The sequence below is a fragment of the Gilliamella sp. B2969 genome, assembly GCF_026536195.1.
GTDB lineage: Bacteria > Pseudomonadota > Gammaproteobacteria > Enterobacterales > Orbaceae > Gilliamella.
This window is the reverse complement of sequence record NZ_JAFNOP010000005.1, coordinates 115,877-131,223: the sequence shown is the minus strand read 5'-3', so window position 1 is coordinate 131,223 and position 15,347 is coordinate 115,877. Positions and strand designations below refer to the sequence as shown.

19 protein-coding genes are annotated in these 15,347 nt (G+C 36.1%); 12 read left to right on the top strand and 7 right to left on the bottom strand.

What is annotated here, in order from left to right; genetic code table 11:
• The first annotated feature begins 20 nt into the window (after positions 1–20).
• The 4 genes from J3U66_RS06015 (at position 21) to J3U66_RS06000 (ending at position 5,570) form a co-directional block, all read left to right on the top strand.
• Positions 21–1,343, top strand: a complete 1,323-nt coding sequence (locus tag J3U66_RS06015) for a glycoside hydrolase family 28 protein (RefSeq protein WP_267348364.1) — start codon at positions 21–23, stop codon at positions 1,341–1,343.
• A 780-nt stretch (positions 1,344–2,123) separates the two neighbouring features.
• Positions 2,124–3,359 carry an oligosaccharide MFS transporter gene (locus tag J3U66_RS06010; RefSeq protein WP_267333755.1) on the top strand — a complete coding sequence of 412 codons (1,236 nt, stop codon included), beginning with the start codon at positions 2,124–2,126 and terminating at the stop codon, positions 3,357–3,359.
• Positions 3,360–3,434: 75 nt separating this feature from the next.
• On the top strand, positions 3,435–4,553 hold the full coding sequence (locus J3U66_RS06005; RefSeq protein WP_267333754.1) for a glycoside hydrolase family 172 protein: 1,119 nt from the start codon (positions 3,435–3,437) through the stop codon (positions 4,551–4,553).
• Between the two features lie 18 nt (positions 4,554–4,571).
• Complete coding sequence (locus J3U66_RS06000) at positions 4,572–5,570, top strand: substrate-binding domain-containing protein (RefSeq protein WP_267333753.1); 999 nt, start codon at positions 4,572–4,574, stop codon at positions 5,568–5,570.
• A 28-nt stretch (positions 5,571–5,598) separates the two neighbouring features.
• On the opposite strand, the gene smpB is transcribed toward J3U66_RS06000, so the two are convergent.
• Positions 5,599–6,081, bottom strand: a complete 483-nt coding sequence (smpB, locus tag J3U66_RS05995; RefSeq protein ID WP_065798905.1) for an SsrA-binding protein SmpB — start codon at positions 6,079–6,081, stop codon at positions 5,599–5,601.
• Between the two features lie 33 nt (positions 6,082–6,114).
• On the opposite strand from smpB, the gene J3U66_RS05990 reads away from it, so the two are divergent.
• The 5 genes from J3U66_RS05990 to J3U66_RS05970 are packed head-to-tail and all read left to right on the top strand — an operon-like array spanning position 6,115 to position 8,033.
• On the top strand, positions 6,115–6,576 hold the full coding sequence (locus J3U66_RS05990) for a type II toxin-antitoxin system RatA family toxin (protein ID WP_267333752.1): 462 nt from the start codon (positions 6,115–6,117) through the stop codon (positions 6,574–6,576).
• Position 6,577: 1 nt separating this feature from the next.
• Positions 6,578–6,850: an RnfH family protein gene (locus J3U66_RS05985; protein WP_267333751.1), complete on the top strand. Its 273-nt coding sequence runs from the start codon at positions 6,578–6,580 to the stop codon at positions 6,848–6,850.
• Between the two features lie 24 nt (positions 6,851–6,874).
• Positions 6,875–7,309 carry a zinc uptake transcriptional repressor Zur gene (zur, locus tag J3U66_RS05980; protein ID WP_065633135.1) on the top strand — a complete coding sequence of 145 codons (435 nt, stop codon included), beginning with the start codon at positions 6,875–6,877 and terminating at the stop codon, positions 7,307–7,309.
• On the top strand, positions 7,297–7,653 hold the full coding sequence (locus tag J3U66_RS05975; protein ID WP_267333750.1) for an EamA family transporter: 357 nt from the start codon (positions 7,297–7,299) through the stop codon (positions 7,651–7,653). The genes zur and J3U66_RS05975 overlap by 13 nt, the downstream gene beginning before the upstream one ends.
• A complete protein-coding gene (locus J3U66_RS05970; RefSeq protein WP_267343652.1) occupies positions 7,653–8,033 on the top strand; it encodes a DMT family transporter in 381 nt (126 codons plus the stop codon). The genes J3U66_RS05975 and J3U66_RS05970 overlap by 1 nt, the downstream gene beginning before the upstream one ends.
• 191 nt (positions 8,034–8,224) lie before the next feature.
• Here J3U66_RS05970 and J3U66_RS05965 read toward each other — a convergent pair whose 3' ends face one another.
• The 4 genes from J3U66_RS05965 to J3U66_RS05950 form a co-directional block, all read right to left on the bottom strand.
• Positions 8,225–8,440 carry a DUF4177 domain-containing protein gene (locus J3U66_RS05965; protein ID WP_065633138.1) on the bottom strand — a complete coding sequence of 72 codons (216 nt, stop codon included), beginning with the start codon at positions 8,438–8,440 and terminating at the stop codon, positions 8,225–8,227.
• A 205-nt stretch (positions 8,441–8,645) separates the two neighbouring features.
• Positions 8,646–9,050, bottom strand: a complete 405-nt coding sequence (gene mutT, locus J3U66_RS05960; protein ID WP_065633139.1) for an 8-oxo-dGTP diphosphatase MutT — start codon at positions 9,048–9,050, stop codon at positions 8,646–8,648.
• 117 nt (positions 9,051–9,167) lie between these two features.
• Complete coding sequence (gene secA / locus J3U66_RS05955) at positions 9,168–11,891, bottom strand: preprotein translocase subunit SecA (RefSeq protein WP_267333748.1); 2,724 nt, start codon at positions 11,889–11,891, stop codon at positions 9,168–9,170.
• A gap of 82 nt (positions 11,892–11,973) precedes the next feature.
• Positions 11,974–12,318, bottom strand: a complete 345-nt coding sequence (locus tag J3U66_RS05950; RefSeq protein ID WP_267348362.1) for a hypothetical protein — start codon at positions 12,316–12,318, stop codon at positions 11,974–11,976.
• A gap of 205 nt (positions 12,319–12,523) precedes the next feature.
• Between J3U66_RS05950 and J3U66_RS05945 the strand changes: the two genes are divergently transcribed.
• The 3 genes from J3U66_RS05945 to J3U66_RS05935 are packed head-to-tail and all read left to right on the top strand — an operon-like array spanning position 12,524 to position 12,951.
• Complete coding sequence (locus J3U66_RS05945; RefSeq protein ID WP_267343649.1) at positions 12,524–12,658, top strand: hypothetical protein; 135 nt, start codon at positions 12,524–12,526, stop codon at positions 12,656–12,658.
• Positions 12,659–12,661: 3 nt separating this feature from the next.
• Positions 12,662–12,808: a hypothetical protein gene (locus J3U66_RS05940; RefSeq protein ID WP_267343648.1), complete on the top strand. Its 147-nt coding sequence runs from the start codon at positions 12,662–12,664 to the stop codon at positions 12,806–12,808.
• Positions 12,802–12,951 (top strand): hypothetical protein, encoded by a 150-nt coding sequence (locus tag J3U66_RS05935; RefSeq protein ID WP_267343647.1) that lies wholly within the window; start codon positions 12,802–12,804, stop codon positions 12,949–12,951. Before J3U66_RS05940 ends, J3U66_RS05935 begins: the two co-directional genes overlap by 7 nt.
• A gap of 191 nt (positions 12,952–13,142) precedes the next feature.
• On the opposite strand, the gene J3U66_RS05930 is transcribed toward J3U66_RS05935, so the two are convergent.
• Both J3U66_RS05930 and J3U66_RS05925 read right to left on the bottom strand, forming a co-directional pair.
• Entirely contained in the window at positions 13,143–14,702 is a 1,560-nt protein-coding gene (locus tag J3U66_RS05930) for a multicopper oxidase family protein (RefSeq protein ID WP_267348361.1), read from the bottom strand.
• Between the two features lie 136 nt (positions 14,703–14,838).
• Positions 14,839–15,213: a hypothetical protein gene (locus tag J3U66_RS05925; RefSeq protein ID WP_267348359.1), complete on the bottom strand. Its 375-nt coding sequence runs from the start codon at positions 15,211–15,213 to the stop codon at positions 14,839–14,841.
• Positions 15,214–15,347: the final 134 nt, after the last annotated feature.

Sequence of the window (15,347 nt, the reverse complement as noted above, 5' to 3'; positions counted from 1 at the left end):
TAACACGTAAAGGATAAAAAATGACGACTGTTTCAGTTAAAGATTTTGGTGCAATTGGTGATGGTACTACAATAAATACCTTAGCTTTTGCAAAGTCGATACAACATATTGAACAACGAGGTGGAGGAACTTTAATTGTTCCAGTTGGCACCTATTTTACCGGAGCTATTAAACTTTGTAGTAATCTAACATTAGAGATTGAACAAGGTGCAACGTTATTGTTTTCCGATGATGCTAAAGATTATCCCGTGGTCAATTCACGTTGGGAAGGGGTAAAACAAGATGTATATATGCCATGTATATATGGTCATAATATTGAGAACGTAACAATCACCGGCGGTGGAAAAATCGATGGTAATGGCAAAAAATGGTGGCATACTTTTCGCAACGATCGCAGTAATCTTAAATACCCTAGACCTTATTTGATCGGATTTGATTTTTGCGAGCGTATCACGATTGAAAAACTATTTTTAACACAATCACCAAGTTGGACCGTTCACCCAATGGAGTCAAACAATGTGGTCGTTGATAATATTTCGATTCTTAATCCAGCTGATTCACCAAATACGGATGGTATCAATCCTGAATCTTGCCGTAATGTGAGAATTTCAAATTGTTATATTGATGTTGGTGATGATTGTATTGCAATTAAAGCAGGTACAGAAGAAACGGTTGATAAAAGCGCTTGTGAAAACATATTAATTACTAACTGTAATATGATTCATGGGCATGGTGCAGTGGTATTAGGGAGTGAAATGAGTGGGTGTATTCGTAATGTGACCATTACTAACTGCGTATTTCAAAAAACCGACCGTGGTGTTAGGTTTAAAACCCGTCGTGGTCGAGGTGGTACTATTTCGGATATCACCTTTAGTAATATCATTATGGACGAAGTATTATCGGCATTTGTGATGAACTATTATTACTATTGCGGCCCTAAAGGTAATGATCCCATCGTCTGGAATAAAAAAGCATTACCGGTTAATGAACAAACACCTGCATGTCATAATATTAGTTTTTCTAATATTATTGCTAAAAATGTACGTGCTTATGCTGGATTTTTATATGGTATACCTGAATCGCCAATAGCCAATATTTCGTTTGATAATATTCGAGTATCGATGCAAATTAATGCGCAAGCAGGTGAAGTTGACATGTTTAAAGATGTCAAACCCGAAGCGGGTAAGGGCTTTTTTATTGAAAATGCCGACACCATTTTATTTAACAATGTTATTGTTGATAATGTCATTAGCGAGCCACTCAGTATCAAAAACAGTACAGGTGTACATGTTAATCAATCATTTATTAAACAAGACGGTAAATTATTGCCGCTTAATGCTTAATGGTTTTTCATCAAAATAACCGCGAGAATGCGGTTATTTTTAATTATTTTTTATGTTATTACGGGTTTGAATCTGTCGATTTTATCAAACGTTTTATCACTATTTAGAGATATTATTGCTAATAATAGAACAAAAACAAATCTGGGTAATTTTATTAAAAGGCTGTTGTTTATTATCAATCTTAAATAAAAACAACATATAATGTTGATAAATATTGCAGAATGATGCTGTTAATTGGCTAATCAGTCTTACCTTCAAACTAATCTTTTTTTGTGCAAACAATCAATGGCTAGGTTTAAGGTAAATATTGTACTTTTAAGGCTACTTCACTTGTCACTTGTTAGTGTTACCATTAAATAGACCTAGTCACTATTATTTATATCCATCAAAGCGAACTTTAAAGGCTGAGAATGCGTTATTTTTGTTTTAAATCCTTTACAACTATCACATCCCGAAAAAGCATGCTTAATCCTATTTTGTAAAATAGTTTTAGGTTATTTAACAATCCGTTGCAAATGACGAGCTTTTATCAAAATGCGCAACGAAATCAATATACTAAAAATATGTCACGTTACTGGCTATATCGTTAGATTGTCATTGGCATAATATTTTTAGTGTTTCATTTGTCATCCTTTTAATTTTTATCTCTGATTTATTTCATTTTGTTTGTGGCAACAAAATAACTTTGATGTTGATCACATTTATCTAATAAACCTTTTAAAGCTAAATTTTTAGCTATTCATACTCAATTTCAGTTGTTCACTTTTTAAAGGATAAATTATGACAAATACCTTCTATCAAAAGCCAACTTATTGGTTCGCTTCATGTTATAGCTTTATGTACTATGCAGCAGGGAGTTTTGTTTTTTCTTTTTATGCAATATGGCTAAGTAAGGAGATTGGTTTAACGGCTAAACAAACCGGAATTATTTATTCGTTTAATTACTTTATCTCGTTAATTATTATGATTATTTATGGTGTTTATCAAGATAAATTAGTATTAAAAAAGCATTTAATTTGGTTTCAAAGCATCATTATTACTTGCGCTGCGCCCGCGTTAATTTATGTCTATGAACCGCTATTACGGCATAGTTTTTATATTGGTGTCGTTTTTGGTAGCTTCTTTTTAGGTTTTGGTTGGGTTGCTGGTATGGGGTTGATTGATTCCTATTGTGAAAAAATCAGCCGTGCTTTTGATTTTGAATTTGGACAATGCCGTACTTGGGGTTGTATTGCTTACGCTGTAGGAACATTTATTGCTGGCATCTTAATTAGTATTAATCCTCATCTCAATTTTTGGGCGGCATCAGTAGTGGGTGTTTGCTTTATGATATTAAATCTGAATTTTAAACCGGATTTAAGTAAATCATCGGCAGCAGTCTTTCAAAAGAAAGATAAGTTAAGTTTTAATGAGATTATTTCAGTGTTTGCGCTTAAAAAGTTTTGGATATTTGTGATTTATGTGCTTGGTACTTATAGCCTTTATAATATTTACGATCAACAGTTGTTTCCGGTTTACTTTACCCAGCAATTTACTGATGTGAATGATGGTTATCGGTTATACGGCATATTAAATTCATTCCAAGTATTTTTAGAAGCAGCCGTGATGTTTTGTGTGCCATTTGTGGTTAACCGTGTTGGTGCGAAAAACGCCTTAATTTTTGCCGCTTTTATTTCAGCATCTCGAATCTTTTTAACCGGTCATGTCGAGAGCATTGCCATTATTTCAGTGATTAAACTGATGCACTGTTTAGAAATTTCAACCATTTTAGTGTCAGTATTTAAATATATTGATAACAACTTTAATGCGCGCTTGTCGGCAACGGTATTTTTAATTGGTTATCAGGTCGCAGGCTCGGTTGGGGTGATATTGTTTTCTACCTATGTTGGGCAAGTTTATGATACTGCTGGCGCTGCAACCACCTTTAATAATTTAGGGCTAGTCGTGTTAGGTTTTATGATTTTTGCCATGCTTTTCTTAAGCCGTGACAAAAAGCTCAAATCATCAGAAAAGTAAGCTAGTTAAGATTCATAACACGTTTTTAATTCGGCTAAACAAATTATATTTAATAAAACATATTAAGGATTCAAAATGAATATATTCAATTCAGTTACGCAGTTTCACTTTGAACAAACCAGAACCATTTCGCCCGAAAATATGACAGGTGAAAAAGGCAAATCATGTATGAAGGCCAGTGCTTTAGGACCGAGTCGAAAAGGGCAAGGCTGTATCTCAATCCCTGCTGGTAAAAAGGTGACCATAGCCGAAATAACGGGTCCTGCTGAAATTCGTCATATGTGGTTTACTTTAACTGATAGAACACATCGCGGAAGCTTTGTACTCCGCGATGTGGTGATACGCATTTATTGGGATGATGAAGCCGTACCATCAGTTGAAAGCCCAATTGGTGACTTTTTCTGTAATGGTTTTGGTGCAAGATGTGACATCAACTCAATGCCAATTGTCGTTAATCCAACAGGTGGCTTTAATTGTTATTTTAGAATGCCATTTAATAAAAAAGCCCGCATTGAAATTGAAAATGAGCATGAGGCTGATTTGCAACATTTCTTTTTTACTGTGAACTATGCGTTAATGCCAAAACCATTTGAAGCGCCGCTTTATTTTCATGCGCAATGGCGCCGACAACGCATTACTCAATACGCCCAAGATTATGTCATTTTGGATAATGTGCAAGGACAGGGTTATTATGTAGGGACTTACTTAGCCTTAACGGCGCTAGAGCGTTATTGGTGGGGAGAAGGGGAGTTTAAATTCTATCTTGATGATGATAGCGACTATCCAACACAACATTCAACGGGTTCTGAAGACTATTTTGGTGGCGCTTGGGCATTTCATAATCGCGACAGCCAAGGACGCCCAAAAGCGAAGTGTTTTCAAACACTGTTTATGGGTTACCCTTACCAAACCAATCGTGATGCAACACGTGATTTTTTCCAGACAGGCGATGCAAATCCTGTACATGGCTTTGGCGATGATGGTTTGCCGATGCATGGCTTATATCGTTGGCATTTACCAGATCCGGTGGCATTTCACAAAAATATCAAGTTAGCCTTTCAACAGATTGGTAACGATGATATAAGATTGTATGAACGTTGTGATGATATCGCAAGTGTGGCTTATTGGTATCAAAATCCATCGGCAAATCACAATCCTGCGTTCCCTAATAAACAACAGCGAACTCCGCGCTAAAAATAAGGTAATGTGGTTATGGCGAGTAATAAATTAAAGATCAATGATATTGCTCGTTTGGCTGGCGTGTCGGCAACGACCGTCAGTCATATTTTTAATAAACGAGATAAAAAGTATCGAATTTCGCCCTTAACTCGGCAACGAGTATTAGCGATTGCTCAGCAATACAGTGATCAATCTCATATTCGTCAATATTTAGTTAAAGCGAATAGCACTAATACTATTGGCGTTATTGTGCCGGATATGTCTAATTCATTTTTTTCGATGTTTTTACATCATCTAGAAGCCTCGTTCAGACAAAAAAATATTCAACTCTTAATCACTTGTAGTCATTATAATCCCGAGGTCGAAATTAAAGTGGCGCAAAATTTGGTCGAACGCTGCGTTGATGCCATGATTGTTGTAACATCTTTAGATAGTGATGATTTTTATGTAAGCATTAACCAAAAGACTCCCGTTTTGTTTTTCGATCGTTATTTGAAAGATACCAAACTTCCTTTTATCACCAGTGAATCTGTAAAGTCAGTTGCCGATTTGATAATTCCTTATGCTAAGCAACTAAAAGAGTTTTATTTTATTGGGTGTGATATACAACTAACCTCGATTCATGCAAGACTTGAAGGATTCAAGCAAGGGCTCAAAACTGCGGGATTAAAGTTCAAACACGATTGGTTAGTCAGTGATGACTATTGTCAAAATAAAGGGTATCAGTTAATTAAAGGTGTTCATCAAAAATTAGGGCGGTTACCTAAGGCTATTTTTACGCCTTCCTGCAATTTATTGCAAGAGGTACTGAGTTATTTGGTCGAAATCAAAATAGATCCTAATCAAATTTGTTTATGCTCTTATGATTATAATATCTATCTTGACTACTGTTATTACCCAACAGATGCCATTGCACAAGATTTTCAAACCATGGCACATACTTGTGTTGAGGTCATCGATCGGCTGATTAACTTTAAAGAACTAAAACATCATGCCTTTTTTATTGAGCCGAAAATTATTCGCCACCGTTAGCCTAGCAATTTTTTTATGAACTAGACTCTTAACGGTTGGCATTTTTCATAATTCGCGCTTTATCAACCTGCCATTGGCGTTCTTTAATGTCAGTACGTTTATCGTACTCTTTTTTACCTTTGGCTAAACCAATTTTTACTTTAGCCCAAGCATTTTTCCAATATAAAGATAGGGCAACAACGGTATAACCTTGACGGTTTATTTGACCGAACAGAGAGTTCAATTCACGCTGATTAAGCAGCAATTTACGTGTACGCATCGGATCGCATACTACATGCGATGATGCAACCGATAATGGCGTAATTGTTGCACCAAATAACCATGCTTCGCCATCTTTGAGTAAAACGTAACTATCACTAATGTTGGCTTTACCTGCGCGCAGGGATTTTACTTCCCAACCTTGTAGGGATAATCCCGCCTCAATTTCCTCTTCAATAAAGTACTCATGGCGTGCGCGTTTATTTAATGCAATCGTTGCCGAACCCGGCTTGTGTGATTTTTTCTTAGTCATAATGTGCGATATTATAGAGTTACGTGATACTATATGCCAATATTTTTATTTTTTTATTTTATTCTTATGGCACACGTTTTTCACGAAGTTATCGAGCCCTATTCAATTGAGCAAATGTTTGCGTTGGTTAATGATATTGCTCGTTATCCAGAATTTGTTCCTGATTGTATCGCAACTGGCATTATTAGCAAACAAGATAATAGGTTAACGGCTTTTATTGAGGTTGAAAAGTTAGGCTTCAAAAAATCTTTTACTACTGTCAATCAGATTAATGAGCCGCATTTAATTGAGATGAAGTTACTGCAAGGCCCTTTTAAACACCTGTCTGGTAAATGGCAATTTACGCCAGTGAATGATACTCACAGTAAAATTAGTTTTAGTTTAGATTTTGAGTTTAAAAATAAGCTACTTGATATTGCTTTTACCCCAGTGTTTAAAGAAGTTATGACTAACATGGTCAATGCATTTTCAACACGAGCAAGGCAGATTTATTAGTATGATAAATATTCAAGTTGTTTATGCTTTACCTAATAATGCAACCGTCATTGATTTAGACGTTGATGCACAAACTAATGTATTGCAAGCAATAACAAAATCCAATATCTTATCGCTATGTCAAATTGCATTAGATGAGCATCTAGTTGGTATTTACGGTAAGCGCTGTGATTTTAATACGTTAGTTAATGATGGTGATCGCATCGAAATTTATCGTCCATTAATTAATGATCCTAAAGAGATAAGACGAAAAAAAGCAGCACGTAATAAATAATAATCAAAAGTGAAGGGAAACCGAATGCACAATCTGCTAATTGAAAAGATTGAAATGTTATGCAAAAAACGCGGTATAAAACTGACAACACAGCGGCGTACCGTTTTACATATCATGTTAAAAGCAAATAAAGCGATGAGTGCATATGATTTGTTAGATCTGTTGAAAGTGAGTGAACCGCAAGCAAAACCACCGACAATTTATCGCGCACTTGAGTTTTTACTCGAACAAGGTTTTATTCACAAAGTTGAATCATCTAACAGTTACATTGTATGCCCGCATTTTCATGACCCCGAGCATATTTCAATTTTATTTATTTGTGATAAATGTAAACAAATTATAGAAAAGCATTCAGAAGATATTGAAACACAGCTCAAGCTATTAGCACTGCAAAGTCAGTTTTTAATAAAACATAGTGTGCTTGAAATACATGGAATTTGTCAGCCGTGTCAGCCTTAATTATTACACTTTGGTTAGTTAATCTATTTTGTGATACTGTTGGACAAATTGCATTTAAATATGCCGCCATAACGTCAAAACATCAACAAGGTTTACACTATTGGCAAAGATTGTTTGGTAATTTTTGGCTTTGGTTAGGTTTTGGTACCTATTTTGTTGGCTTTATTTTTTGGCTGGCGTTTTTAAGTGAAGTCCCTTTGTCGCAAGGTATTTTATTAGGATCGTTTAACATTATCACCGTTATGATTGCTGGACGAGTTTTATTTAAAGAGCATCTAACAGCCTTTCGTCTTATTGGTATATTTTTTATTACTTTTGGCGTTATTTTAGTAGGGCTAACCTAATGAAAAAATTTTATATCATTGGTTTTATTTTGTTATTATTTTTCGATACTTTTGGGCAAACCAGCTTTAAATTAACGGCATTAGCAGCACTCCCCTTTGAGGCTAATTTTCATTGGTTGATTCGTATTTTTAGTCATGGTTGGGCTTATTTAGTTATTTTAGGCTATACAGGTGCTTTTATGACATGGATGATATTATTAAAAAAAGCACCAGTTGGTCCGGCTTTTGCAGCTTCTCATTTACAAGTTGTAACGGTAATGCTTGTTTCGATCGTGGCTTTTAATGAGCAAATTACAACCACTCGTTTACTTGGCGCGTTATGTATTATTATTGGTATTGTTTTTTTGGCATTAGCCGAACAACGATTACAGTGTAAATAATCGATTTTGCTGTTTAATTTTAAAGGTCAAATGTAAATTATAAATAGTGAGTGATATTTTATCTTTAAATTGACCTGTAGTTTTGGACATCAACTGTCTTGAATCAAATAAAACTAAACTAACCAGTTGTAAGCTTAAGCTCAATTTCTATTGTTCATACAGTTTTTTTAAACTGTATGAATATTGGTTATTTATATGCGATCTTTTTCCATCACAATTAGATAGGCTTCGCGTTTCCAAAGTAGAAATAAGCGTCTCATATCTTTTTCCATTGTCACCACACGCCAACCTTGTCTTGCATTTTGATTTAAAAAATCAGAGAATTTTTCAGCATTAGAATTCGCTGCACCAAAAAGTAAAGAGGATAAAGCACCTTCTTGGTAAATAACGACTTTATATTCTTTCATTGTATTCATTTCCTTTTTTTATATTTTAAAAATAGTGTCCTTATTGATAAGTAATATCAATAAGGACAGCAGTATATTATAAGTTATGCTTTGAAACAAAGTTAAAACAGCAATATTTGAGTTAATATTATGTTTTTTATGCGGATAGGGGAAGGTATACGCTTGAAAACCAAACGAATAAAAAGGTATTCTTAAAAAGAATATGCTAAATTTGTTTATCTAAATTTTTTAGCATTTCGATGATAGGTCGATTAGCATCGGGAAATTCATCCGCATTGAGATCTTCTTGATCAATCCAACGACTCGGTTGCCCTTCTTTGGCAAAAGGTACGCCATCCCACTCTTCAACTAAATAAGCATGGATAGTAATATCGCGATCATCGTAACTATGCTGGACTGTTTTTAAGAATTGCGCATGATGAATATGGATGTCGACTTCTTCAGCGATCTCGCGTTGTAAAGTTTGAAAAGGTGTTTCAGCAACTTCGACTTTTCCACCTGGAAACTCCCAAAAACCAGCAAGATGCGAGTCTTCACCTCGTTGAGTGATAAAGATTTGACAATCTTGTGAACGTATAATACCTACAGCAATTTCAGTATGTTTTTTCATAATCCTGTCTGTCTATCTATGAGTCAACTTGGGGAAAGTGATCCTTTCCCACTTTTTGAATGCCGACTGTTATCGGCAATTTATTTGATAATATTTTGATGATACTAAATTTTTACCTTAGTGAACAGCACCATGACAGTGTTTATATTTTTTTCCTGAGCCACATGGACAAGGATCATTACGCCCAACTTTCGCTTGCGCGCGGACTACTGGTTGCGTCGATGAGTTTTCAGGTTCATCTCCATCAATACTAGTAACAGATTCATGGCTCGTTTTCTGTTTTTCCATGAGCTTTTCCATTTCAGCTAAGCGTTGTCGTTCGGCTTCATCAACTTCCTCTTGTGATCGGATTTGAACACGACTCAGTACGCCAATAACATCATATTTTAACGATTCTAACATGCTTGCAAACATATTAAATGATTCACGCTTATATTCTTGTTTAGGATCTTTTTGTGCGTAACCACGTAAATGTATACCTTGGCGTAAATAATCCATTGCGGCTAAATGTTCTTTCCATAAAGTGTCAAGTGTTTGTAACATTACACTTTTTTCAAAGTGTCTAAATGCTTCAGAGCCAGCACTATTTTCTTTTTCAAGATAGGTCTCTTTTGCAATTTGTAAAATGCGTTCACGTAATGTTTCTTCATGCAGATTTGCTTCTTCATCTAACCATTTGGCAATCGGTAAATCTAAAGCAAAATCGGTTTTTAAAGCTGATTCTAGTCCAGGCACATCCCACATCTCTTCAATTGATTGAGGTGGAATATATTGATCGATTAACGCATTAAATACGTCATCACGAATAGAATCAATGGTATCTTTAATATCGCTATTATCGAGTAGTTCATTTCGTTGACGATAAATTGCTTTACGTTGATCGTTGGCAACATCATCAAATTCAAGTAGTTGTTTACGTATATCAAAGTTACGGCTTTCAACTTTCTTTTGCGCATTTGCAATAGCTTTAGTAACCCAAGGATGTTCAATGGCTTCGCCTTCTTTCATACCCAGTTTACGCATCATGTTACCAACACGCTCTGAAGCAAAAATTCGCATTAATGGGTCTTCAAGTGATAGATAAAAGCGTGAAGCACCAGGGTCACCTTGACGACCAGCACGACCTCGTAATTGGTTATCAATACGACGAGATTCGTGACGCTCTGTCCCTAAAATGTAAAGACCACCAAGTGCTATTACCTCTTCGTGCTTGGTTTGCCATGCTTGTTTAGCTTTTTCGATATCTTCAGGGGTTGGATTTTCAAGTTTAGCGACTTCATTTTGCCAGTTACCACCAAGCATAATGTCAGTACCACGGCCAGCCATATTGGTGGCAATTGTCACGGCACCTTTACTACCTGCTTCAGCGATAATCTCGGCCTCTTGTGCATGGAATTTAGCATTTAATACATTATGTTTGATACCCGCTTTTTTAAATGCTTGAGAGACAAGTTCTGATTTCTCGATGGAAGCCGTACCGACTAACACCGGCTGCCCACGTTTTACACATTCTTGTACATCAGAAACGATCGCATCGATTTTTTCTTTTTCGGTCATATAGACTAAATCGGATTGATCTTTACGGACCATTGGACGATTCGTTGGAATAACAATAGTATCGAGACCATAAATTTGATTAAATTCGAATGCTTCGGTATCCGCTGTTCCTGTCATCCCTGCTAATTTTTCATATAGTCGGAAATAGTTTTGGAAAGTGATAGATGCCAAAGTTTGGTTTTCATTTTGAATTTTAACATGTTCTTTGGCTTCTACCGCCTGATGTAATCCATCAGACCAACGGCGTCCATCCATGGTACGACCGGTATGTTCATCGACAATAATGATTTCGTTATCGCGAACAATATAATCCACATCTTTATGGAATAGGTGATGGGCTCGAAGCGCTGCATTGACATGGTGCATTAACACAATATTGCTTGGGGCATACAGTGACTCGTCACTTTTCATAATGCCTTGTTTAATTAGTAACTCTTCAACTTTAATTAAACCGCGTTCAGTAAGGTTGACTTGACGTGTTTTTTCGTCAATAGAAAAGTCACCATCACCTTGAAATTGATCAGAATCTTCTTTTTCTTGGCGAACTAAATACGGAATAATTTTATCGATACTGACATATCTATCAGAGCTGTCTTCGGCTTGTCCAGATATGATTAATGGTGTTCTTGCTTCATCAATCAAAATCGAGTCTACTTCGTCGACTAAGGCATAATGTAGTGGGCGTTGTACTCGCGATTCTTTTGTAAACACCATATTATCGCGAAGGTAATCAAAGCCATACTCGTTATTTGTGCCATAAGTGATGTCGGCGTTATAAGCATCGCGTTTCATTTGCGGTGGCATGTTAGGGAGATTAATACCGACAGTTAGACCTAGAAATTCAAATAGTGGGCGATTGTTTTCAGCATCACGTTGGGCTAAGTAATCATTAACCGTGACGACATGAACCCCTTTGCCGGTTAACGCATTTAAATAGGCGGGTAAAGTTGCGGTTAAGGTTTTACCTTCACCGGTACGCATTTCAGCAATACAGCGTTCATTTAATACCATGCCCCCAATTAGCTGTACATCAAAATGACGCATTCCAAAAACGCGTTTACTCGCTTCACGAACGACCGCAAAAGCTTCTTCTAAAATATCATCTAATTTGGTGCCATCAGCAATTTTTTGTTTGAATTCTGCTGTTTTTGCTTTTAGCTCATCATCGGTTAATGCTTCCATTTGTGGTTCTAACGCATTGATTCTTTCTACGCGTTTGCGCATTGTTTTTAGTACGCGTTCATTACGGCTACCGAATACTTTGGTTAATAATTTTAATAACATGATCTTTCTCTTATTTTTTCAATAGGATTAATAAGGTTTATACCTAAATATGGCCAATTTATTTTATTACGTTATCAATGGTTTAAACGGTAGCTTTAGGGCCTGCTCTAATGCCGTTATAAGGGGTTAACCGGATGACAATATTGGGACTGACATCATAATGATTTAATGAAATGGTTTGTTTATCATCATGTTGCTTTTGCACCAATAACAGTGATTGTATATGCGCTTTTATTGGCGTTTGATGATCTTGTACTATCGCTGTAATGGCAATAATACCGACTTGAGAAACCGTTGGCTGAGCAGGTAATGCATTTTCTTGATATAGACCAAATCCAGCAGCAATCACACCTAATAATAAGTGCGATAAAGCAGTTTTGATAATAAAGCGTTTGTGGAGTTGTTTACAATAGCTAATCACAGTCATAGTGGCAACATTCTAGCATTTTTTCCCAAAATTAAAACAATTATTGCAGCCGTGTCATTAGCTATTCTTGATGTTAAATGAAAAATGGATAAATGTCTGCTGTCTTATTTTGACTTGGTTAGATGTTGCGGCAGTAAAATGCTTAAAATGAGTGATCGATAACATCCACTTGCCAATTTATACTAGCAAGAGGGTGGGGCAGCTTTTGAGCTTTTGTGCCGATTATGAGATTTTTACTGATTTATTGCCTATTGCTAACACGCTTATTTCATCACAAAACCAAATTGTTTTATTTGGCGGTGAACTGCGTGATAAAAGCTCATCGGTTTTTGGTGGTTGAGCCGTGTCAAAGATCAATGAAATTCAGGTAGATGCTTGTTGTTTAGATATTGATGGCTTGAGTAATTTAAGCGGTCCTTCTTGTTCATCTTCTTTTGATGCTTATGTTGATAAAGCGATCATTGCTCACTTGGATAAAAATATATGTTAAGTGATTACACTAAATTCAGTCGCAAAAGTTTATATAAAATTTGCGAATGGCAAGCTATTACCGCATTGATGACTAATGATATGGCTGATCCTTTGCTAGTTGCAAAATTAGAGAAGCAAACACAAGTCATTTTAGGTGAGTAACCGTCAACGTTAATTAGTCTATTATTTACTCGATATTGTCTATTTTGTTACCGTAATTGTTGAAACTATTTTTTCTATTTGAGGGGGATTATTTGCTATAGATTGTTGATTTATCTTAATCGAAATAAAATCCCCTCTTAATCTTAATAGTCTGTATTTAGACAATTAAGAAAAGAGGGAGAACAAATCGATTATTTCACCATCAATTGCCCCATCATACCCAATGTTTCGTGTTCGATGATATGGCAATGATACATGCGTAATCCCGGCATGTTTTGTTGTATTTTCACAACAAGTGTTTCGTGCGGACGTAAATTGGTGGTATCTTTTAACGCAACAAATTCAGGCGTTGTTTTAGTACCATTTAATTCACGAGACTGTACAATAAATTGCGCACCATGTATATGGAAATTGTGATCCATATGTGAGTTGTTAACAATTGTCCACTCCTCAACATCGTGCAGTTTACTTTCTAAGTCAATTCGTGACATATCATGCCGTTTGCCATTAATTAAAAACAACATACCACCTCGAGGCTCACTTTTATCCATTACTTCGGTATATTCCAGTGATTTTTTAGCGACAGCCTCGCCTAAAGTTGGTACTTGTTTTAGATGAGTGGGTAAAACTACACTGGCCGTTTGAGTTAGCTGGAGTTGTGAAAGAATGATATTTTGCTCCGGCGGTACATTACCCATTTTGCCCCGATCGTATCCGATATTTTCCAAGTAAAGGCTGGCTGTTTTCTTCGGAACAATGACCACTTCAGCGCGTTCAGCTGGGGTAAGTAGTAGGGGGGTATTAAGTTGGTGAGGCGCAGCAATTAGGCCACCGTCCGTACCCACTAAATAAACATCACAATCGGGTACCGAAAGGTTTAAGTATCGACCTGAACACGCATTCCAGATTCTGACTCGGGTTGCACCTTCTACTTTTATATTTGGGCGGTAAGCGCCATTGATTAACACAAATTGTCCTTCTCGACCATTCATCCAGTCTGTCATCGAGTTTTCAGCAATTTCCCCTTTTTCTGTTAATTTTAAGTCGGAAAAGAACCAATGTTGCTCAGGTAGTGAAGCTAATGGATCGTTTTTACTGCGGACAATAAATGTACCGGCTAAACCACGGTAGACTTGTTCAGCAACGGTGTCGTGCCCATGGGGGTGATACCAATAGGTTCCAGCGGTGCCTTCAGGGATGGTAAATTCATAAATTCGACTACCGCCTGCTGGAATGGCATCTTGTGGATTACCGTCTTGATCTGACGGAATAAGCAAACCATGCCAGTGTACGGTTGTGGGTTGTGAAAGATCATTTTTCACTGTTATTTTGACCTGATCACCTTCAAATACTTCAATTTTTGGACCGGGAACCATGCCATTATATGCCCAAAATTCTGTCGTGATATCGGGTGTTAAAGCTATTTTTACTGGTTTTAAATGTAACGTTGCTTCAAAGACACCAGCTTGGTTACTGGTATTTTTTAAATTGGTGAGCTCAGGTAAATTTTTACCCTGTTTCAGTGCTGAAGTCGATAACAGTTTTTGTGGCATTGTGTTATTCATATTCATATTCATATTCATATTCATGTTCATATGATCGTGCATATTCCCCTCCGTATTACAGTTATCAGAATTAACTTCACAAACGTTTTCAGACATTGATGCGTGATTCATTTTGGCGATAGCTTTAGTGGCAAACAATCCACCTAAGGCGGCGGTAAAACTGATGATAAAATTTCGACGTTTCATAATATTCCTTTAAAATATAGTTAGTTAAATAAAATAACCATTTATTCAAAACAATGTGATAAAAAGCCTCACATAAGGTGCTTTTTATTGCGTTATTGACTGTGAATTACTTACTTCTTGTGTTTGATAAATACTATTAAGCAATTTTTGGTGGTTTTAACTCAGGAATACTTTCTTTATATACAGGTATAAATGTTATTGGTCGGTACTGTTTACTTTTAATGGCATAATCAAAGGAAAAAAAATAGTTAGTAACAAGTGAGCTACATGTTGGGCAGTGGTTTAGTTGTTGATATTTGTTTGGAATTGATGAGTTGGGATTAGATTGAGTCGTATTATGGTGACGCTTGCTCTCTTTTAGGTTAAATGCCGTTTGATGTGCCAAGTTACAACGCGTAGAAGATTGGAAATAATTTTTAGACAAATGCCATGTAGAAACACTCAGCAAAAATACAAGTATTGCGGATAATGCAATAATAGTATAAGCCTTATTGTTGATTCTTAATGACATATTCTATCTCACTATTCATCTAACAAACTATCTGTTTATTCTACCGGAAAAAGGAGTAAATTTATACTTTTTTACAGATACTAATAACGGTTGTTACTTAAACAAAAATAAACAGCACCTCAACATTTTAAGTT

Bases quoted from the DNA above. Each gene is read 5' to 3' on its own strand.
- zur (WP_065633135.1), top strand. From the start codon at position 6,875: ATGCACAATCTGCTAATTGAAAAGATTGAAATGTTATGCAAAAAACGC.
- J3U66_RS06000 (WP_267333753.1), top strand. From the start codon at position 4,572: ATGGCGAGTAATAAATTAAAGATCAATGATATTGCTCGTTTGGCTGGC.
- J3U66_RS05950 (WP_267348362.1), bottom strand. From the start codon at position 12,318: ATGACTGTGATTAGCTATTGTAAACAACTCCACAAACGCTTTATTATC.
- J3U66_RS05970 (WP_267343652.1), top strand. From the start codon at position 7,653: ATGAAAAAATTTTATATCATTGGTTTTATTTTGTTATTATTTTTCGAT.
- J3U66_RS06005 (WP_267333754.1), top strand. From the start codon at position 3,435: ATGAATATATTCAATTCAGTTACGCAGTTTCACTTTGAACAAACCAGA.
- J3U66_RS06010 (WP_267333755.1), top strand. From the start codon at position 2,124: ATGACAAATACCTTCTATCAAAAGCCAACTTATTGGTTCGCTTCATGT.
- smpB (WP_065798905.1), bottom strand. From the start codon at position 6,081: ATGACTAAGAAAAAATCACACAAGCCGGGTTCGGCAACGATTGCATTA.
- J3U66_RS05925 (WP_267348359.1), bottom strand. From the start codon at position 15,213: ATGTCATTAAGAATCAACAATAAGGCTTATACTATTATTGCATTATCC.
- J3U66_RS06015 (WP_267348364.1), top strand. From the start codon at position 21: ATGACGACTGTTTCAGTTAAAGATTTTGGTGCAATTGGTGATGGTACT.
- J3U66_RS05965 (WP_065633138.1), bottom strand. From the start codon at position 8,440: ATGAAAGAATATAAAGTCGTTATTTACCAAGAAGGTGCTTTATCCTCT.
- J3U66_RS05990 (WP_267333752.1), top strand. From the start codon at position 6,115: ATGCCAATATTTTTATTTTTTTATTTTATTCTTATGGCACACGTTTTT.
- J3U66_RS05985 (WP_267333751.1), top strand. From the start codon at position 6,578: ATGATAAATATTCAAGTTGTTTATGCTTTACCTAATAATGCAACCGTC.
- J3U66_RS05935 (WP_267343647.1), top strand. From the start codon at position 12,802: ATGTTAAGTGATTACACTAAATTCAGTCGCAAAAGTTTATATAAAATT.
- mutT (WP_065633139.1), bottom strand. From the start codon at position 9,050: ATGAAAAAACATACTGAAATTGCTGTAGGTATTATACGTTCACAAGAT.
- secA (WP_267333748.1), bottom strand. From the start codon at position 11,891: ATGTTATTAAAATTATTAACCAAAGTATTCGGTAGCCGTAATGAACGC.
- J3U66_RS05930 (WP_267348361.1), bottom strand. From the start codon at position 14,702: ATGAAACGTCGAAATTTTATCATCAGTTTTACCGCCGCCTTAGGTGGA.